This window comes from Ruegeria sp. CDSA033 (genome assembly GCF_059612305.1).
Map to the genome: position 1 here is coordinate 1 of NZ_JBXWQI010000024.1, position 16,973 is coordinate 16,973.

Sequence of the window (16,973 nt, forward strand, 5' to 3'; positions counted from 1 at the left end):
GATCAGACATGGTCACCGCTCGATTTTCGAACCGTGAATCACGCAGCCAAGCGGAAATCAATGGGTCCTGACCCTAGCGCACCCAACCCATTGGCCGTATTCGTCGATACGCCGCGATATTCGTGCGGGTCGCGTTGATCCGGAATGGAGTGGCAGTGGCATGAGCTTTTGTTCGCAAAGCCGCATCACAAAATGACTTTTTGACAGGCTTTTCAAAAATGATGCGGAACGCGGTTTTCTTCCCCGTTGGCGCTTGATCTTTCTTTCATATGTACGCTGCACCGCTGCGGGTGGCCACTCACGGAAATACGGTCCTTGAGCCGACGTCCACCGCACGCTCGGATCGGCCCGCAGCGGAACATTGCAACGAATACTCAGTTTCAAACAATTTCGAGAAATCCAATACGCACGGTGAAAGATATGTTTTTCAAGTCGATCTTAGACCATATTTTCAAATCAGCGGAGCAGGCAAATTCGGTGCCCCAAAAGCTTGCCGGGAAAACGCAAATTGCAAATTCTGGAGCGGTCAACAAAAAAGAACTGACTGTGCTTTTTGGAGATGTTCTGAACGAGAAACAGGTTCGGAGTGGTGAAAACCAACAGCCAGTCGGCCAGTCGCAAAAGTAATTGATTTCCACAAGCTGTTGTAAGGCACAGATCGAGAATGCGCGGACAACCTGACTTATGTTGCGAGAGGCTGAACTCCGACCGGCTGCTTAAGGCGCACAAATGATCTTGAGAAGCTAAGAAAGATGGCCGCACGCCCTGGTCAAACCGTATTACCGATAGTTACGCTGGTACTCACTCCAAACAAGCTATTTGAGGCCCGGAATCATATCCGTTGGTTCCGGGCTTCAAATAAAGTTTTTACCGCGCAAACTTCTTATGCTTCAACCGCTTGGGCTCCAGCGCGTCCGGTCCAAGGCGGCGTTTTTTGTCCTCTTCGTAGTCCTCGAAGTTGCCCTCGAACCATTCAACATGGGCATCGCCCTCGAACGCCAGAATATGCGTACAGATCCGGTCGAGGAAGAAGCGGTCGTGCGAGATGACTACGGCGCAGCCTGCGAAATCGACCAGGGCGTCTTCCAGCGCGCGCAGGGTTTCGACGTCCAGATCGTTGGTCGGTTCGTCGAGCAGCAGGACGTTGCCGCCCTCTTTCAGCAGGCGGGCCATGTGGACGCGGTTGCGCTCACCACCGGATAGCAGTGAGACCTTTTTTTGCTGATCGCCGCCCTTGAAGTTGAAGGACGAGCAGTAGGCGCGGGAATTGACCTGTGCGTCGCCCAGCTGGATGATCTCGGCGCCGCCGGTGATCGCCTCCCACACAGTGTCGTTGTCCTTGAGGTCGTCGCGGGACTGGTCGACATAGGACAGCTCGACCGTGTCGCCCAGCGTGATGGTGCCGTTGTCGGGCTGTTCCTGACCGGTGAGCATCTTGAACAGGGTCGATTTACCGGCACCGTTGGGGCCGATGACACCGACAATTCCGCCGGGGGGCAGGGCGAAATCCAGCCCTTCGATCAGTTGCTTGTCGCCCATGTGTTTTGATAGGCCCTCGACCTCGATCACCTTGCCGCCAAGGCGCTGGCCGTTGGGGATGACGATTTGGGCGCGGGTCAGCTTTTCGCGTTCGGATTGGTCTGCCAGCTCGTTATAGGCGTTGATCCGGGCCTTGGATTTGGCCTGACGGGCCTTTTGGCCCTGACGCATCCAATCCAATTCGCGCTGCAGGGTCTTCTGCTTGGACTTGTCCTCGCGCGCCTCCTGCTCCAGCCGTTTGGCCTTTTGTTCAAGCCATGCGGAGTAGTTGCCCTCGTAAGGCAGACCCCGACCACGGTCGAGTTCAAGGATCCAGCCGGTGATGCTGTCTAGGAAATAGCGGTCGTGGGTGACGATTAGGATGGTGCCCTTGTAGTCGATCAGGTGTTGTTGCAGCCAGGCGATGGTTTCGGCGTCCAGGTGGTTGGTCGGTTCATCGAGCAGCAGCATGTCGGGGGCCTGCAGCAGCAGTTTGCAGAGCGCGACACGGCGTTTCTCACCGCCTGAAAGGTTGGCGATGTTGGCGTCGTCGGCCGGGCAGCGCAGCGCCTCCATCGAGACGTCGATCTGGCTGTCGAGGTCCCACAGGTTCTGGCTGTCGATCTCGTCCTGCAGTTTGGCCATCTCATCAGCGGTTTCGTCGCTGTAGTTCATCGCCAGTTCGTTATAGCGATCAAGGACCGCCTTCTTTTCGGCCACGCCCAGCATGACGTTTTCACGAACGCTGAGGGTTTCATCCAGTTTCGGTTCCTGCGGCAGATAGCCGACCTTGGCACCCTCGGCGGCCCAGGCCTCGCCGGTGAAGTCCTTGTCGAGGCCAGCCATGATCTTCATCAGCGTCGATTTACCGGCGCCGTTGACGCCGACAACACCAATTTTCACGCCGGGCAGAAAGCTCAGGTGGATGTTTTCAAAGCACTTCTTGCCACCGGGATAGGTCTTTGAGACACCCTGCATGTGGTAGACATATTGATAGGCGGCCATGTCGCGTCCTCTGGGTCGGGGAAATCAGGTTGGGCGGTGTGATAGCGGATGGTTGGGATGGGGGCAATCATGAACAATCAGGCCGGATGAAGCTGTTTGCACAGTTTGCAGGGACGTAGTGCCCAGTGGTTAAAACCAGCGGGGTCCGGGTGCTGGGGATTTCCTCTGTGAGGATTGCTGTATACACACAACCCAAACGGGAGATTGGTAAATGAAGATGAGTAGTTATGTGATATTTTCGATGGCTTTTTTTGCTTTCGGGGGGATCAGTTCAATGGCGGTTCGTGCCGAATATTTGCCGGACTGCAAGGCGTACAAAGACGCAACTTATTGCTCAACATACAATGTGGCGCAGATGTCGACGTCTCAAATCGAAGGGGGTGATTTTGCTTCTGCAGGTATTTTGACTATGCTTAGTGTTTCGAATGCGTCAGATCACGATATCAGGTACTATGTTACCTTTAAGTTCATTCAATCACTTGCAAATATCGAGGAAGAGTTCGCACTGACCGAAGACTACCGACAGCTCAAAAAGTCACTTTTGCACCAGATGCTTAAATATGTAGCTTTGACTGGTGATGAGATCAGAGCTCAAGTCTATTTGGCATACTTGGAATTTTTCATCGAACCGAAGGTGGAATTGCCAAAGAGCGTTAATTATCCTCAGATTGAATGGAAGCAGCAGTCAGCAGATTCCAAGCTTCATATTAAGTGTATTGTCGAAAGTGACGTTCCGTTTTTGCCGCTAAAAGAGATTGCTGAATCCGCCGAATTCAAAACATGTATGAACGGATAAACCGGAGGTTATTTGTCCCTGAGTGTATTGATATCCAACTGGTGCAAACCTGGCCGTATTGGCTGGATCGGTCTGCGACCTGAGCGTCGTGCGGAGATGGTCGCGGCTGAGGAAGGCATGATCTCCACCAATGGGCTTGATGGCGACCGGGGCCGCGCAGGCAAGCGGGCGGTGACGCTGATCCAGCAGGAGCATCTGGCGGCGATTGGGTCATATCTTGGGCAGGGGCCGGTTACTCCGGACATCCTGCGTCGCAATCTGGTGGTGTCAGGGATCAATCTGGCGGCGCTCAAGGGGCGTGAGGTGCAGGTAGGCGAGGCCGTTCTGCGTTTTGCCGTGATCTGCGCGCCGTGCAGCCGGATGGAGGAGGCGCTGGGCAAAGGCGGCTATTCCGCCGTGCGGGGGCATGGTGGGTGGTGCGCCGAGGTGGTGCGGCCGGGGCGGGTCACGTTGGGCGATGAGGTTCGACCGATTGATTGACAACGTTGACCAGTTCTGAACATCAGCAAGGCATGGATCGTTTTAGTATTCCATACGCGCGGCCCGGGCAGGTCATTGGGCTGTTCGGAGGGTCGTTTGACCCGCCGCACCAGGGGCATGTGCATGTCACGCTTGAGGCGATGAAGGCGTTTGGCCTGGATCGGGTGTGGTGGCTGGTGTCTCCGGGCAACCCTTTGAAGGCGCGGGGGCCTGCGCCGCTTGCGCAGCGAATGGCGGCGGCGCGCGGGCTGATGCAACACCCTGGGGTCGAGGTGACGGATATCGAGACGCTCACCAGGACGCGCGCAACAGCGGATACGTTGGCCGAACTGCGGCGTCTTTATCCCAAAGTGCGGTTTGTCTGGATCATGGGCGCGGATAATCTGGCGCAGTTCCATAAGTGGAAGAATTGGCGGTTGATCATGGACATCGTGCCTGTCGGTGTGATTGCGCGCCCCGGCGACCGGATTTCTGCGCGAATGTCCCCTGCTGCGCGGCTTTACGCCAAGTACCGCATAGATGGGCAGGCGCGGCGTCTGCTGGGGCGCGCCGATGCGCCCGCGTGGTGTTTCGTGAACGTACCGATGGTCGATGTAAGTTCCAGCCAAATCCGGGCGCACGGCGGTTGGGGCGCTGAGGTGTTGCCGGAATAGCCCCATGCGCGCATAATCCATATCTGTGGTTGTGCGTATTTTATCTGTGAGATTTTATTCGACTTATGACTGATCGATTTTCTCGACGTGGATTTTTAGCAGGGCTGGGGGCGGCTTTGATCCCCTCTGCTGTGCTGGCCGAGGCGCCTTTGGTCTCGTTGCGCCCTCAATTGCGCGGCGACGTACCGACCGGGGTCGAGAGGCTTGTCCAAGCGGCCGGGCTGCGTGGTGAGGTGGTGTTCGCGGTGGCGGATGCAACAACGGGCACGCAGCTGGAAGAGTACAGTGGCAATCAGGGGCTGCCGCCAGCAAGCGTGGCCAAGGCGCTGACAGCTCTTTATGCGTTGGATGTCTTGGGATCGGACTACCGGTTCGAAACCGCCCTGATGGCGGATGGACCGATCGAAAATGGTATCCTGAAAGGTGACTTGATCCTTATGGGAGGTGGCGACCCGCTGCTGGACACCAATGCGTTGGCCAATATGGCGGCGAATTTGCGTGAGGCTGGGATTTCCGAGGTTCAGGGTGCGTTCAAGGTTTTTGAGGGGGCGCTGCCTTATGTGTTCAGCATCGATCCGGGGCAGCCGGATCATCTGGGCTATAGCCCTTCCATCAGTGGCATATCGTTGAATTTCAACCGGGTGCACTTTGAGTGGAAACGTGATGGTACCCGTTATGACGTATCCATGGATGCGCGCAGCGCGCGGTACAAACCGTCGGTCGATGTGGCCTCTATGCAGATTGAGAAACGAAAAGCGCCTATCTACACCTATGAATCCAGCGCGCGGCAGGACCGCTGGACCGTGGCGCAAGGGGCGCTTGGTACTGGTGGGGCGCGGTGGTTGCCGGTGCGCAAGCCTGCGCTTTATGCGGGGGATGTGTTCAGGACGCTGGCGCGTGCGAATGGGATCCAGTTGGGTCGCGTTCAAGTCATGCGCGAAGCACCGAAGGGAACCCCGCTTGCGGTGCATCACAGTGATCCGCTGGACAGTATCTTGCGCGGCATGTTGAAGTATTCGACCAACCTGACGGCTGAGATGGTCGGGTTGGCGGCCTCGCAAGCGCGCGGCGCTAATTTGCAAACCTTGGCGGACTCTGCGGCCGAAATGAACCGTTGGGCGACCGAGACATATGGCGTGACGGGTATCGCGATGGTGGACCACTCGGGTCTAAGCGATGCGTCCCGAATGGCACCGGGCGCTTTGGTGACAGCACTGGTCGCGGCGAAACAAGCGGGCGCATTGAAACCATTGCTGAAAAAATTCACCCTTGCGGACAGTCAGGGGCGGCCTGTCAAAGATCACCCGATCAAGGTCGATGCCAAGACCGGTACGCTGAATTTTGTTTCTGGTCTTGGCGGCTTCATCACAACTCCGGGCGGCTCGGAACTGGCCTTTGCCATTTTCACCGCTGATGTCGACCATCGGGCCACGATCCCGCGCGCGCAGCGCGAACGACCACAAGGCGCGCGAAGCTGGAACAATCGCTCGCGCAAACTCCAACGCGCACTGATCGAGCGCTGGGGGTCTATGGCCGGAAGCTAAGATCAGGTAGTGTGACGTGCCCGAGCGCCGCGTTCGATCGCGGCGGCATGCAGGCGATCAATGCTCAGCTCGTAACGAATTTCTTCAAGCAGGCGCAGCTCGGATTCCGCCAACGAGCCGTCTGCGGCGGCCACATCACAGGCCAGCGCATAGGCGGTTTCGTTCAGCCGTTCGGGCAGGTTGTCACGGATCAGGCCGAACAGGGCGTCCAGCCCGTCCTCTTGTTCAAACAGGTCAAACACGGTTTGCGAAACGCGGCGGGTACGGTCGATGTCATACTCGGCAAAAACCGGCAGCATATTGACCGCGCCTTCGATCTTGACCAGCTCAGCGGTGCGGATGGTCTCATCAGACGCAGAGATTGCAACCATGATCGCTACAAGGCAATCCTGAGGGGACATTGGATGGGGTACTTGTTCGGTCATGGTGTCGTCCTGATTAGGCTTTCTGCGTCAGCACGATAGGTGGGCAAGCGGGCAGGTTCAACGGGTTTCGCTTCGGCGAGGCTAGAGAATGGGCAAAGGACCGCGCGTTTTGGTTTGTCGCAATACAAAATTACTGCGCGTGTCGCGCACAAGCCCGGATTTCAAAAGCCGCTGCATAATGAAGTGCTCAAGCTCCTCTGGGGTCTTGGCATAGACTTTCAGAATGAAATCGTGATCCCCGGTGATCGAGGCGCACTCGACGATCTGAGGTTCGGTTTCAATCAGGCGCAGGAACGCGTTGATGCTTTCCTCCTGATGCTCGCGCAAAGCTACGTGAACGTAGGCTATGGCGTTCAACCCAACAGACTTGGCGCGTACCTGCGCGGTATAGCCGGAAATGATACCAGCGGCCTCAAGGTCACGCACACGCCGCCAGCACTGCGAAGCGGATAACCCCGTGCGATCCGCAAGGTCCTGCATGGATTGACGGCCATCCTTCTGAAGTTCTTGCAATATGGCGATATCGGCGGATTGAAGCGTTTGTCTCATAAATCATGATTCAATGATATGTGATTGCCAAATTACTGGTGTTCGACTGTTAATTCAAACCAAATTTTTCAATCAGAGGGCGTATTCTTTTCATAAGGGAGGAAAAGTGATGCCCAAGTCGACCAAATACGCCGCAAAGGTTGCCGATGCGCGCGGCCATATCGCGTATACGCCGGAAGAGGATGCTGTTTGGGCCGACCTCTACGCGGCGCAAGAGGAAAACGTTCAGCGCTATATGGCGCGGGACTACCTGGACGGGCTGCAGCGGCTGGACCTGCCAAAAGCCACCGTGCCGTCCTGCGCCGATATCTCTGAGCGGCTTTTGGATATGACCGGCTGGCGGGTCCAACCGGTGCCTGCGCTGATCGGATTTAAGACTTTTTTTGGCATGTTGGCGGACCGGGTGTTTCCCGCGGCATCCTTTATCCGGTCGCGCGAGGATTTCGACTATATCGAAGAACCTGACATTTTTCATGAGATTTTCGGCCATACACCTCTGCTGAGCGATCCCCGCTTTGCAGCCTTTAGCCATGCTATTGGGAAGGCCGGGGTACAGGCCAGCGACAATGATTACTCTTGGCTGATCCGACTGTACTGGTTCTCAATCGAATTTGGACTGCGCCGTCAGGATGGTGAGATCAGGGCGCTGGGCTCAGGGCTTGCATCTTCGCCGACCGAGCTTGTCTATGCCGTCGAGAGCGACATCCCCGATCGGGACCCGTTCGACATTATGACAATCCTGCGCACCCCCTATCGGATCGACATGCACCAGATGGGCTATTTCGTGTTAAACTCACCTGAGGAGCTGTTTGCGGCCGCCGAACGTGATCTGTTGGCGGATGTGCATAAGGCCCAATCCATAGGATTGTTGCCCAATAAGTTCCCACCAAAAGCAACCGCAGCGGAGTAAACGGATCATGACCACATTAGGAGAAACCTGCAGTCTGTCGGACCGTACTTGTGTGCCCTGTTCCGGCGGCGTCCCGGCTTTGACACGCGATGAGGCCAACACCCACATGGCCGAGCTTTCGTCGGGCTGGCAACTGGATGCAGACGCAATGATGCTGAGTCGACATTTCAAGTTCAAGGGTTTTGCCAAAGCAACCTATCTAGCAAATCTCTGCGCGTGGTTGGCTGATCAGCAGGGACACCACCCGGATGTTTGTTTCGGGTGGGGATATGTGGACGTCAAACTGACGACCCATGAAATCGGTGGCCTGAGTGAGAACGACTTTATCTGGGCTGCCAAACTGGATCAGTTGACCGCTTAAATCGGCCAATCCATCAGGAAAAACAGCGCGCTTTATTGACTCATGCTGCACCGGCACAATAGGAGGGGTCGGTCGGTTGCATGGGGCGACCTGCACTGTTTTTCCCGATGGAGCAAATCTGATGTCTGAACTGCGTGAAACCGCAATGTCGTCCAAGGCCTGGCCTTTTGAAGAGGCGCGCCGGTTGCTCAAACGCTATCAGAAAGGGGCTCCGGAAAAGGGATACGTGCTGTTTGAAACGGGCTACGGCCCGTCGGGTCTGCCCCATATCGGCACGTTTGGCGAAGTGGCGCGAACGACGATGGTCAAACGCGCGTTTGAGGCGCTGTCGGATATTCCGACCAAACTGATCTGTTTTTCGGACGATCTTGACGGCATGCGCAAGGTGCCCAGCAACGTACCGAACCCCGAGATTTTGGAACAGCACTTGCAGCGTCCGTTGACCTCGGTGCCTGATCCGTTCGGCACGCATGACAGCTTTGGCGAGCACAACAACGCGATGCTACGCCGTTTTCTGGACACCTTTGGGTTCGAGTATGAGTTCTACTCGGCCAAGGAATTCTACGAGTCCGGACGGTTTGACGAGATCCTGAAGCGTGCGGTTGAGCGTTATGACGAGATCATGGCGATCATGCTCAAAAGCCTGCGTGACGAACGTAAGCAGACCTATTCGATCTTCCTGCCGCTGCACCCCGAAAGCGGGCGGGTCATGTATGTGCCGATGAAAAAGGTCTGTGCTGAGACCTACACCGTGACCTTCGACGATGAGGCTGGCAAAGAATGGACCGTTCCTGTCACGGGCGGAAACGTCAAGCTGCAGTGGAAGCCGGATTTCGGCGCGCGTTGGGCTGCGCTGGGCGTTGATTTTGAGATGTACGGCAAGGAACACGCCACGAACGAAAAGATCTATGACGCGATTTGCCGTGCGTTGGGCGGGCGTGCGCCCGAGCATTTCTCGTATGAATTGTTTCTGGATGAGAACGGTCAGAAGATTTCCAAATCTTCGGGCAATGGTGTGTCGATCGACGAATGGCTGACCTATGCGCCGACCGAAAGCCTGACTTACTTCATGTATCAAAAGCCCAAGACGGCCAAGCGGATGCATTTTGATGTGATCCCGAAAGCTTATGACGAGTATCATCAACAATTGCGAGCCTATCCTGGGCAGGATCTGAAGGCACAGCTGAACAATCCCGTCTGGCATATTCACGGTGGGAACGTTCCGGAATCCACCTTGATCGTGCCATTCGCGATGCTGCTGAACCTGGCGTCTGTGTCCGGGGCCGAGGACAAAGAGGCGCTGTGGGGTTTTATCCGTCACTATGCGCCCGAGGCCACGCCGGACACCCATCCTGACCTGGATCAGGCTGCGGGCTTTGCCGTGCGTTACTTCAACGATTTCGTCAAGCCGACCCGCCAGCACCGCGCGCCGACCGATCAGGAACGCGAAGCGCTGGAGGCTTTGAAAGCGGCGCTTGAGGCCTATGATGGTCCGGTTGAGGACGAAGCGCTGCAGTCGGTGGTGTATTCCATCGGACGCGAGCGGTTCGACCCGATGCGCGGATGGTTCACTGCGCTTTATGAGGTGCTGCTGGGTGCCTCGCAGGGTCCACGCTTTGGCGGGTTTATCGCCCTTTATGGCGTGCCCGAAACCATCGCACTGATCGACAAGGCTTTGGCCGGGGATCTGGCCTGATTTGACCTGAAACCGCATGGGGCTACTCTTTCATCAGGAGGTGATCCCATGCGTCGTTTACTACTTGCTGTATCACTCAGTGCCGGACTGGCCACGGGCGCGTTCGCCCAAAGTGCCGAGATCGAGGCAAATATTGCGGCGCAGATACAGGCATTCAAGGCAGATGATTTTGCCACTGCCTTTACCTTCGCAAGCCCCAACATCCAGAACTTTTTCGGAACGCCTGAGAACTTCGGAACGATGGTTCGCAATGGCTATCCCATGGTCTGGAGGCCTGCCGATGTTCGCTTTCTGGAACTGCGAGAGGTTGCTGGTGCATTGTGGCAGAAGGTCATGATCACGGATGGCAACGGGCAGGTGCACGTTCTGGACTATCAGATGGTCCAGCAAGAAAACGGCTGGAAGATCAATGGTGTGCAGCTTTTGGGAAATTCAGATCCGGCTGCATGATGCAACACCACCGTCACGGTGATATGAGCGGCGGTTAATCCCTATTCGGTACTCAGGCTTTTGCGTTCGGGCAGCCCCGGACACTGGGTTTGTGCGCGTGGTGACCTGCTGCGCGCGATTGGGAAAGGGATTTCTATGAACAAGGCAATCACCGACGGTATCGTCTTCATGCCACCTGCTTTTGCCAATGGTCTGAGCGTCTGGTCCAGAGGCGACGGGACACCAGGTTCGCCAACCTATAACGGGGCACCGAACGGGGCATTTGTTCCGGCGGATCCGGATTTTGGCGGTTGTCTTGAAATCCTGAAGGTGCAGGCAACCCAACAGCTGCGATATATGGGGCAGACGCCCCTGTTCCCGGGGTGCTATCTGCAGATCAAGGCGCGAGTCAAAGCTATCAGCGGCCCCTTGCCCCAGGTTCGTATTGCGGCCTGGGCTGGCGGGGCCGGCGACCAGCAAGTGGTTGGAATTGTCGATCAGGGACCGGTCACGCAGCTATCGGGTTATGGCACCGTCCACGAAATCACAGCGATCGTAGGCAATGGTCAACGCTCGGGCGTCGATATGCCCTGGGGCGTTGCAGCGCTTTATGGGCATTTCGGTCTGAACATCGACGGTGCCAATGGGTCGCTCGTTCGGGTCGATGATATCGAGATCTCCGATGTCACCAGCATCTTCTTGCGCGAAATGATCAGCACTGTCGACGTGCGTGACTATGGTGCAATCGGCGATGGCGTCGTCGACGATTCCGTAGCGTTCGAAGCAGCGGATCAGGCAGCTGGCGGTCGCAGGATTTATGTCCCGAAAGGCACTTATTTGCTGGCGCAAAACACGTCGATGTCGTCCGAGATGGATTTTGAAGGCACTATCACCATGCCTGACGACAAGATGCTGTTGCTGACAAAGAACTTCGACCTTCCGGCTTACATCGCAGCATTCGGGGACGAAGAACTCGCGTTCAAAAAAGCGTTCCAGGCATTGTTGAACAATTCGGATCATGAATCACTCGACATGGGCGGGCGCAAAATCTCGGTCACAGCGCCAATTGACATGGCCGCTGCCGTTCCGAACCGGCAGGGCGGTTTTTCGACCCGGCGAATCGTCCGTAACGGACAGTTCGATGTCAAAAGCAGCGCGGCCTGGGATACCGAGACCTTCACCTCGGTCGCAACCTACAACCCGGCGGATTCGACCAAGCTGACCAATGTGGGAAACATCGCCAACATTCCAGTTGGCGCGCTGGTGCAGGGCAATGGTGTTGGGCGTGAAATCTATGTGCGCTCCAAAGATGTCGGTGCCGGAGAAATCAGGTTGAATGACCCGCTCTATGATGCGGCGGGGACGCAAACCTTCACGTTCCAGTCGTTCAAATACCTGTTGGATTTCAGCGGCTTCAGTACGTTGCGCAAATTTGGCATGGAAGAGATCGAATTTCAGTGCAACGGTCGCAGCAGTGCGATCCGACTTGCGCCGTCTGGCAGTACCTTCGCGGTGACGAATTGCTTTTTCAGCCGGCCCAAGGATCGGGGCATCACCTCGCACGGGACAGGATGTCAGGGGATGCTGATCGACAATTGCCAGTTCCTGTCGACCGAAGAATCCTTCAACGTTTCCGACCGCAAATCCATCGCATTGAACGCCAACGCAAACGATATCAAACTACGGCACAATCGCGCCGTGCGGTTCCTGCATTTTGCTGTGCTGGCCGGATCCAACAACCTGATCTTAGGCAACCACTTTTTCCAGGGTGACAGCATTCCGCAGGGTATCCGCAGTGCCGGGTTGATCATGACCGGGACCTATAACAGCTCGACTATTTCCGAGAATTATGTCGATAATTGCTTTGTCGAATGGACTAACGAGCGGGATGCAAACCCGGTCTACACGAGCGGATACTCCTTCAGTTCGATGACCATTTCGGACAACATCTTTTATGCCAGCGAAGTCGCGCCGTGGTTCAGTCAGATCGTCATTCGCCCTCATGGGGCCGGGCACTATCTGAACGGGGTGGTCGTGACCGGGAATAAATTCCGTTCAAGCAGCGGTCGCATCGACCGGGCCGACCGCGTTGATACCAGTTTTGCCGATCTGAACCACTCGGCGCATCTGAACGTGGTTTTCGAAGACAACACGTTCAATGGCATCAACGCAAAGGTGGAAAACCCGTTGCGGATCCGACGCTCGCAACAATCGGCATCCTCGGTTTGGACCATTCCTTCTGACGGCCGGTTGCCCTTTGGCGGCAAGGCACGCGGGTGCGATGCGGTTACGGTGTTGGGGCCGCTCAGAAATGCGGGCGGGCAGATCGTTCACGCCACGCCCTATGTCGAGCTAGAGCAGGGCGCAAATCAAGAAACCATCCAAATGCGCTGGCCTTTGCCCGTCAGTGGATCGGTGTCGGCCATCATGCGTATGGAATACTAAGCGGCGCGTGCCACAGGCTTTCTAGAACGTATTCCAGATTGCCAGCCTGATGCCCGTATTCTTGCGGGCATCATTGCGCTCCAGGCCTAAAACCCATGTGGTGGGGCTGTCCTTGGTGCGGATCATGATCGAGGGCTTGATCCTCCAGTGCAGGGGCTGGTCGCTTTGGTACGCGGTTTCGATCTGCAGCAGGGGGTTAATAAGGCGCGGGGATGACAGGCCTGCAGTAAGGTCCAACTTCCGATATACCGCATCATGCGTTCGAAATTCCAGCGCAGCGTCAATGGCGATCCAACCATCGCCCCAGCCGGTCTGAAACCCCTTGCCGTACGAAAGCGTGGCTTTGTACAAGGCCCAGGCCCGCATCTGGCGATGATGGGCGCCGATTGCAATCTCGGCAGCAAAACGCCCTGCCTTTTCGAAATCGACGACAGGCAAGCGGGCAAACACCAGAGCATGCCCATAAATGTCGCGGTGCTCTTCAACGTCCAGGCCAAGCGTTAGCTTTTCTCGCAACCCGTACTCGGCATAAAATGACCCTTTGTAGTCGTATCCGTAATCCGGTTCCTTAAACGCCGTTACGGCAGTCGATACAAAAGCTGCGCCCTTATCCCGCAACCATGCACCAGACCAGGCTGGCGAGGCTGCCAAGAGCAAAATCAGAAAGATTGAAACCCGGCGCATGCGCGCAGCATCTGTCAGCATGGTTAACGGATCGTTAGGATTTCGCCCAAATCTGCAGGAATTCTATGCCGCTGAATGGCAAAGGAAACACAAGACCTTTTCAAAACCTATGTTAGGTTTGAAACAGATAGAGGAGAATCCAGATGCCGAAGATTGCCAAAGACACCAGCGTCCAGACAGTTATCACGACCTTTGAAATGACGCCCGGCACCTGCCAGGACCTGCTGGAAGCTCTGACGGATGCTTATGCGGAATTCATCTCGAAACAGCCCGGATTTGTCGCCGCGGGACTGCACGTGAATGACGCGCAGACGCGGATCGCCAACTATTCGCAATGGGAACGCCGCGAGGATTTTCTGGCCATGCTGCGCACCACGGAAATGCGAAACCGCAATCGGCAGATTAACGAGCTGTGCAAAAGTTTTGAGCCCGTGATGTATGAGGTGGCCGGGACCTTTGGTGGAGCCTGATCTGAATCAATGCCTAACGGCCTGAGATGGTGCAGGCTTCAGGTGTGAAAACGGAGGTGTGCGTCATGTATCACAATATTCTTGTCCCCATTTCCTTTGATGCCGAAAGGGATATCTCGGGGCCGTTGAAACTGGCCGAAATACTGGCGACATCGGATGCGCAGGTCACGTTGCTGCACGTGGTCGAGCATATTCCGAGCTACGCCATTTCCTACATGCCGCCCGAGTATCTGGCCGAAGCTCGCAAGGCGCTGCAGATGGAACTGGACGCGCTTGCGGAAAAACTGCCCAACGCCAAAGGTGTTCTGGTCGAGGGTCATTCGGGCCGGACAATTCTTGACTGGGCAGTCGAACATAAGCCTGACCTGATCATCATGGCGTCTCACCGCCCGGGGATGCAGGATCTGTTGCTGGGCTCAACGACTAATCATGTGGTGCGCCATGCGGCCTGCGCTGTTCATGTGGTGCGCTGATCGGGCCAGATGTCGGTTGGGGCAAGGCGCCATGCCTTGCCAAAGCCACCGTTCAATATCGCTTCGGAAATGGTGAACGTGACAAACCCGAAATCGGTGAAGTCCGCATAGAGCTTGGCCTTGGGCCTGAGGCTCAGATACCGCGCGCGCAGCGCAGCGTGTTTCTCTGTCTCTCTGGCGACGAATTGCGCGATGGCATGTAGCGTCAACCTTGGGTGCGTCAACGGATCGCCTTTATCACCGGGTTCACCAATCAACAGGGCACAGGCCGGATTGGTGGTCAGTGCCCGGGTGTGGTCGGCCAGGGTTGAGATCAACGTGACCGGCCGGCCCTGACCATCCGTTGCTAGGGCCACGCGCGACACAGAAGGCAACGCACTATCGGGGCGCAGCACGGCCAGCGCGCCGAACGTCGCGTTTTCGATCAGGTCGCGGGCCATTTGGCAGGCTGTGTCATCAACCGGGCGATACGGGTCGGTTTTGGTCATCGGTGTTTTAGCCTTGGGGGTTCATCCGGACGCAACATTATCCGCAAAGCGACCTATGCGCGAGAGGGGCTTTCGGGTCTCGGTTTTGCCACAAACCCGGTTTAAGTGTCGGGAATGGCGCTCAATGATTCCGAGCAGGGCTCGAATAAGAAAAACCAAAGAGCCGCAGCGCGGCATCGGCGCGCGGATGCGCTGCGCAGACGAGCGTTGTCGCCTGTACGCATCATTTTCATGATCCTCATGTTGCCCGCCACCACCGCGGCGATCGCGGTAGGTGTCTTTTTGCGGACATCCGAATTCGAAAGTCCCGATGCCCTGTTGCATCTTGTGGCCTTGGCTGGCTGTCAAGCCGCCGAAGCCTTGGTGCCAGGGCCGTACTGGGACGGTGAGCCGGGATATCACGCGCGCAACGATACGGATGGAGATGGTGTTGCCTGCGGGGCGACGGTTCCTCAGTTCGCTACCCCCCAACCGGCTGCGGACCCTCAACCAGCTGCGACGGCGCCGCAACGGCAGGTGGGTTCGGCCAAGTTTGTCCGGCCCTGATCACCTCGACCTGAACATTCAAATCTATGCTATAGTGCACGTGACGCGCCGCTTCGGCCGTCAGTGGGGGATTTCGCCCTGAAAGGGAGGAAAGTCATGTTTGCACGTATTACGCAGTTTAAAATGAAGCCTGGCATGCGGGATGCTGCCGAGGCCAAAATGAATGAATTGAAAGACCAGATTATGGGCATGGAAGGCATGCACAGCTTTACCAATGTCATGAATGAAGACGGCACCGGATTTGTCGTCGCAGTTGTCCAAAGCGAGGAAACATCAAACGCCAACGCATCCAAAGTGGCCAAACTTTGGGGCCATTTCGCCGAGTTTCTGGAAGGTCCACCATCCCCTGCGGGGTTTGATGTGGTGGTTCACTGGGACAAGGGATAAAACCTCGACCAGCGCTTGCCAAAACACACCCAATCGCCAAAATTGGGCTGATGACCCGCGATGAATTCAACAGCTTTTGCGCCAACCTCAAAGCCACCAGCCATGTGGTGCAATGGGGCAATGCGGATGTATGGAAAGTAGGCGGCAAGGTTTTTGCGCTCTGTGGCTGGAACGACGGCAAGGATGCTTTCACTTTCAAAGCGACCGATCTGGCTTTTGAGGTGCTGGGCAGCGAACCCGGCATCCGCCCAGCGCCTTATCTGGCGTCGCGGGGCATGAAATGGCTACAGGTCTATGACGAACGCGGGATGAGCGATGCGTCGCTGCGCGAGCATATCGTGACGTCCTACGAGTTGGTCGTGGCTAAGCTGACCAAGAAATTGCGGGCGGAATTGGGCCTTTAGCCCTTCATCGCCTGCAGCAATTCCAGCAGTTGTTTTCGGTCGCCGTCATCCGTGTAGTCACCGGTAGCCAGACGCTCGGCAATGCGCAGGCGCAGGCGTTCCTGCTGGGTGCGCACCTCTTCGCCTGCGGTCTCAGCCAGAGTTTTCATGATCATCGCCACCGCCTGTTGGCGCTTGGTGGTGGGGTTGGCGATATAGTCGACAAGGCTCTGTTGCCCGGAATCGAGGATGTTTTCGGCCAGATCACGCAGTTGATCGCCATTGGGAAGCAGCGGGGCGGGTGCGTCCTCGGGCGGCAGAATTTCCGGCACACTGCGCGGGGTCTCGGCCAGCGCATTTGCGCCGTCGACAAAGGCCTCGGTGATCATTCGCGTGATCTTGATCGCGCGCGAGTCCTTGAACAGGGCCGAGGCGATGGCCACGCCGTAATCCGTATAGACCCACGGATTGACCCGCCGCCCGCCACGTCCTTTGGGTTTTGAGATCACATTCCGTGATTGCAAATCAGCGACCTCGGCATCGGTCAGCTGAAAGCGGTAGCCCTCGAACAGGTCCTTGTTGCGCGAGACGGCCTGATTGAAGGCGCTGACGGATTTTCCGTAGAACTGCGCCAGATCCTCGGCCAGCACCACGCGAGTGCCGCGCACCCGGTGAATGGCGCTTTGGACCTCATGCGTGCTGGGCAGGTTTTGCGGGTTCGTCATGGCAAC

General features: G+C 56.6%; 21 protein-coding genes. 15 read left to right on the top strand and 6 right to left on the bottom strand.

What is annotated here, in order from left to right:
- Positions 1-315: 315 nt before the first annotated feature.
- Positions 316-627 (top strand): hypothetical protein, encoded by a 312-nt coding sequence (locus tag AC2FLA_RS20015; RefSeq protein WP_496724667.1) that lies wholly within the window; start codon positions 316-318, stop codon positions 625-627.
- Between the two features lie 240 nt (positions 628-867).
- On the opposite strand, the gene ettA is transcribed toward AC2FLA_RS20015, so the two are convergent.
- Positions 868-2,523: an energy-dependent translational throttle protein EttA gene (gene ettA / locus AC2FLA_RS20020; RefSeq protein WP_496724669.1), complete on the bottom strand. Its 1,656-nt coding sequence runs from the start codon at positions 2,521-2,523 to the stop codon at positions 868-870.
- A 211-nt stretch (positions 2,524-2,734) separates the two neighbouring features.
- Here ettA and AC2FLA_RS20025 point away from each other — a divergent pair, with 211 nt between their 5' ends.
- The 4 genes from AC2FLA_RS20025 (at position 2,735) to dacB (ending at position 5,996) form a co-directional block, all read left to right on the top strand.
- On the top strand, positions 2,735-3,319 hold the full coding sequence (locus AC2FLA_RS20025; RefSeq protein ID WP_496724671.1) for a hypothetical protein: 585 nt from the start codon (positions 2,735-2,737) through the stop codon (positions 3,317-3,319).
- A gap of 12 nt (positions 3,320-3,331) precedes the next feature.
- Positions 3,332-3,799: an MOSC domain-containing protein gene (locus tag AC2FLA_RS20030; protein WP_496724673.1), complete on the top strand. Its 468-nt coding sequence runs from the start codon at positions 3,332-3,334 to the stop codon at positions 3,797-3,799.
- A gap of 32 nt (positions 3,800-3,831) precedes the next feature.
- A complete protein-coding gene (locus tag AC2FLA_RS20035; RefSeq protein WP_496724675.1) occupies positions 3,832-4,452 on the top strand; it encodes a nicotinate-nucleotide adenylyltransferase in 621 nt (206 codons plus the stop codon).
- 65 nt (positions 4,453-4,517) lie between these two features.
- A complete protein-coding gene (gene dacB, locus AC2FLA_RS20040; RefSeq protein ID WP_496724677.1) occupies positions 4,518-5,996 on the top strand; it encodes a D-alanyl-D-alanine carboxypeptidase/D-alanyl-D-alanine endopeptidase in 1,479 nt (492 codons plus the stop codon).
- 2 nt (positions 5,997-5,998) lie between these two features.
- Here dacB and AC2FLA_RS20045 read toward each other — a convergent pair whose 3' ends face one another.
- Together AC2FLA_RS20045 and AC2FLA_RS20050 are read right to left on the bottom strand one after the other, a co-directional pair.
- Positions 5,999-6,421, bottom strand: coding sequence for a tellurite resistance TerB family protein (locus AC2FLA_RS20045; RefSeq protein WP_058273455.1), 423 nt, complete (start codon positions 6,419-6,421; stop codon positions 5,999-6,001).
- Between the two features lie 81 nt (positions 6,422-6,502).
- Positions 6,503-6,970, bottom strand: a complete 468-nt coding sequence (locus tag AC2FLA_RS20050; RefSeq protein ID WP_496724679.1) for an Lrp/AsnC family transcriptional regulator — start codon at positions 6,968-6,970, stop codon at positions 6,503-6,505.
- 109 nt (positions 6,971-7,079) lie between these two features.
- On the opposite strand from AC2FLA_RS20050, the gene phhA reads away from it, so the two are divergent.
- The 5 genes from phhA (at position 7,080) to AC2FLA_RS20075 (ending at position 12,811) form a co-directional block, all read left to right on the top strand.
- On the top strand, positions 7,080-7,880 hold the full coding sequence (phhA, locus tag AC2FLA_RS20055; RefSeq protein WP_496724681.1) for a phenylalanine 4-monooxygenase: 801 nt from the start codon (positions 7,080-7,082) through the stop codon (positions 7,878-7,880).
- Positions 7,881-7,887: 7 nt separating this feature from the next.
- Positions 7,888-8,241 carry a 4a-hydroxytetrahydrobiopterin dehydratase gene (locus tag AC2FLA_RS20060; RefSeq protein ID WP_496724683.1) on the top strand — a complete coding sequence of 118 codons (354 nt, stop codon included), beginning with the start codon at positions 7,888-7,890 and terminating at the stop codon, positions 8,239-8,241.
- Positions 8,242-8,362: 121 nt separating this feature from the next.
- Positions 8,363-9,937: a lysine--tRNA ligase gene (locus AC2FLA_RS20065; protein WP_496724685.1), complete on the top strand. Its 1,575-nt coding sequence runs from the start codon at positions 8,363-8,365 to the stop codon at positions 9,935-9,937.
- 48 nt (positions 9,938-9,985) lie between these two features.
- Positions 9,986-10,387: a DUF4864 domain-containing protein gene (locus AC2FLA_RS20070; RefSeq protein WP_496724687.1), complete on the top strand. Its 402-nt coding sequence runs from the start codon at positions 9,986-9,988 to the stop codon at positions 10,385-10,387.
- Between the two features lie 135 nt (positions 10,388-10,522).
- Positions 10,523-12,811 carry a glycosyl hydrolase family 28-related protein gene (locus AC2FLA_RS20075; protein ID WP_496724689.1) on the top strand — a complete coding sequence of 763 codons (2,289 nt, stop codon included), beginning with the start codon at positions 10,523-10,525 and terminating at the stop codon, positions 12,809-12,811.
- A gap of 21 nt (positions 12,812-12,832) precedes the next feature.
- Here the strand turns inward: AC2FLA_RS20075 and AC2FLA_RS20080 are convergent, their stop codons facing one another.
- The gene (locus AC2FLA_RS20080; protein ID WP_496724691.1) at positions 12,833-13,516 is read right to left on the bottom strand and encodes a hypothetical protein; all 684 of its coding nucleotides are present in this window, start codon (positions 13,514-13,516) and stop codon (positions 12,833-12,835) included.
- Positions 13,517-13,638: 122 nt separating this feature from the next.
- On the opposite strand from AC2FLA_RS20080, the gene AC2FLA_RS20085 reads away from it, so the two are divergent.
- Both AC2FLA_RS20085 and AC2FLA_RS20090 read left to right on the top strand, forming a co-directional pair.
- Entirely contained in the window at positions 13,639-13,965 is a 327-nt protein-coding gene (locus AC2FLA_RS20085; protein WP_058273448.1) for an antibiotic biosynthesis monooxygenase family protein, read from the top strand.
- A 65-nt stretch (positions 13,966-14,030) separates the two neighbouring features.
- On the top strand, positions 14,031-14,438 hold the full coding sequence (locus AC2FLA_RS20090) for a universal stress protein (RefSeq protein WP_108860159.1): 408 nt from the start codon (positions 14,031-14,033) through the stop codon (positions 14,436-14,438).
- On the opposite strand, the gene AC2FLA_RS20095 is transcribed toward AC2FLA_RS20090, so the two are convergent.
- Positions 14,423-14,926, bottom strand: a complete 504-nt coding sequence (locus tag AC2FLA_RS20095; RefSeq protein ID WP_496724693.1) for a HugZ family pyridoxamine 5'-phosphate oxidase — start codon at positions 14,924-14,926, stop codon at positions 14,423-14,425. The two genes, AC2FLA_RS20090 and AC2FLA_RS20095, sit on opposite strands and share 16 nt — an antisense overlap.
- 240 nt (positions 14,927-15,166) lie before the next feature.
- Between AC2FLA_RS20095 and AC2FLA_RS20100 the strand changes: the two genes are divergently transcribed.
- From AC2FLA_RS20100 to AC2FLA_RS20110, 3 genes are all read left to right on the top strand, one after another.
- Positions 15,167-15,472 (top strand): excalibur calcium-binding domain-containing protein, encoded by a 306-nt coding sequence (locus tag AC2FLA_RS20100; protein WP_496724732.1) that lies wholly within the window; start codon positions 15,167-15,169, stop codon positions 15,470-15,472.
- Positions 15,473-15,568: 96 nt separating this feature from the next.
- Complete coding sequence (locus tag AC2FLA_RS20105) at positions 15,569-15,859, top strand: hypothetical protein (protein WP_058273445.1); 291 nt, start codon at positions 15,569-15,571, stop codon at positions 15,857-15,859.
- 50 nt (positions 15,860-15,909) lie between these two features.
- Positions 15,910-16,263: an MmcQ/YjbR family DNA-binding protein gene (locus AC2FLA_RS20110; protein ID WP_496724695.1), complete on the top strand. Its 354-nt coding sequence runs from the start codon at positions 15,910-15,912 to the stop codon at positions 16,261-16,263.
- Here the strand turns inward: AC2FLA_RS20110 and AC2FLA_RS20115 are convergent.
- Positions 16,260-16,967, bottom strand: a complete 708-nt coding sequence (locus AC2FLA_RS20115; protein ID WP_496724697.1) for an ORF6N domain-containing protein — start codon at positions 16,965-16,967, stop codon at positions 16,260-16,262. The genes AC2FLA_RS20110 and AC2FLA_RS20115 overlap by 4 nt on opposite strands.
- Between the last annotated feature and the right edge of the window lie 6 nt (positions 16,968-16,973).

What these genes read in the sequence shown, in the direction of transcription:
- ettA (WP_496724669.1), bottom strand. Translation starts at nt 2,523, where the DNA reads ATGGCCGCCTATCAATATGTCTACCACATGCAGGGTGTCTCAAAGACC.
- AC2FLA_RS20025 (WP_496724671.1), top strand. Translation starts at nt 2,735, where the DNA reads ATGAAGATGAGTAGTTATGTGATATTTTCGATGGCTTTTTTTGCTTTC.
- AC2FLA_RS20035 (WP_496724675.1), top strand. Translation starts at nt 3,832, where the DNA reads ATGGATCGTTTTAGTATTCCATACGCGCGGCCCGGGCAGGTCATTGGG.
- dacB (WP_496724677.1), top strand. Translation starts at nt 4,518, where the DNA reads ATGACTGATCGATTTTCTCGACGTGGATTTTTAGCAGGGCTGGGGGCG.
- AC2FLA_RS20045 (WP_058273455.1), bottom strand. Translation starts at nt 6,421, where the DNA reads ATGACCGAACAAGTACCCCATCCAATGTCCCCTCAGGATTGCCTTGTA.
- AC2FLA_RS20050 (WP_496724679.1), bottom strand. Translation starts at nt 6,970, where the DNA reads ATGAGACAAACGCTTCAATCCGCCGATATCGCCATATTGCAAGAACTT.
- phhA (WP_496724681.1), top strand. Translation starts at nt 7,080, where the DNA reads ATGCCCAAGTCGACCAAATACGCCGCAAAGGTTGCCGATGCGCGCGGC.
- AC2FLA_RS20060 (WP_496724683.1), top strand. Translation starts at nt 7,888, where the DNA reads ATGACCACATTAGGAGAAACCTGCAGTCTGTCGGACCGTACTTGTGTG.
- AC2FLA_RS20065 (WP_496724685.1), top strand. Translation starts at nt 8,363, where the DNA reads ATGTCTGAACTGCGTGAAACCGCAATGTCGTCCAAGGCCTGGCCTTTT.
- AC2FLA_RS20070 (WP_496724687.1), top strand. Translation starts at nt 9,986, where the DNA reads ATGCGTCGTTTACTACTTGCTGTATCACTCAGTGCCGGACTGGCCACG.
- AC2FLA_RS20075 (WP_496724689.1), top strand. Translation starts at nt 10,523, where the DNA reads ATGAACAAGGCAATCACCGACGGTATCGTCTTCATGCCACCTGCTTTT.
- AC2FLA_RS20080 (WP_496724691.1), bottom strand. Translation starts at nt 13,516, where the DNA reads ATGCTGACAGATGCTGCGCGCATGCGCCGGGTTTCAATCTTTCTGATT.
- AC2FLA_RS20085 (WP_058273448.1), top strand. Translation starts at nt 13,639, where the DNA reads ATGCCGAAGATTGCCAAAGACACCAGCGTCCAGACAGTTATCACGACC.
- AC2FLA_RS20090 (WP_108860159.1), top strand. Translation starts at nt 14,031, where the DNA reads ATGTATCACAATATTCTTGTCCCCATTTCCTTTGATGCCGAAAGGGAT.
- AC2FLA_RS20095 (WP_496724693.1), bottom strand. Translation starts at nt 14,926, where the DNA reads ATGACCAAAACCGACCCGTATCGCCCGGTTGATGACACAGCCTGCCAA.
- AC2FLA_RS20100 (WP_496724732.1), top strand. Translation starts at nt 15,167, where the DNA reads ATGTTGCCCGCCACCACCGCGGCGATCGCGGTAGGTGTCTTTTTGCGG.
- AC2FLA_RS20105 (WP_058273445.1), top strand. Translation starts at nt 15,569, where the DNA reads ATGTTTGCACGTATTACGCAGTTTAAAATGAAGCCTGGCATGCGGGAT.
- AC2FLA_RS20110 (WP_496724695.1), top strand. Translation starts at nt 15,910, where the DNA reads ATGACCCGCGATGAATTCAACAGCTTTTGCGCCAACCTCAAAGCCACC.
- AC2FLA_RS20115 (WP_496724697.1), bottom strand. Translation starts at nt 16,967, where the DNA reads ATGACGAACCCGCAAAACCTGCCCAGCACGCATGAGGTCCAAAGCGCC.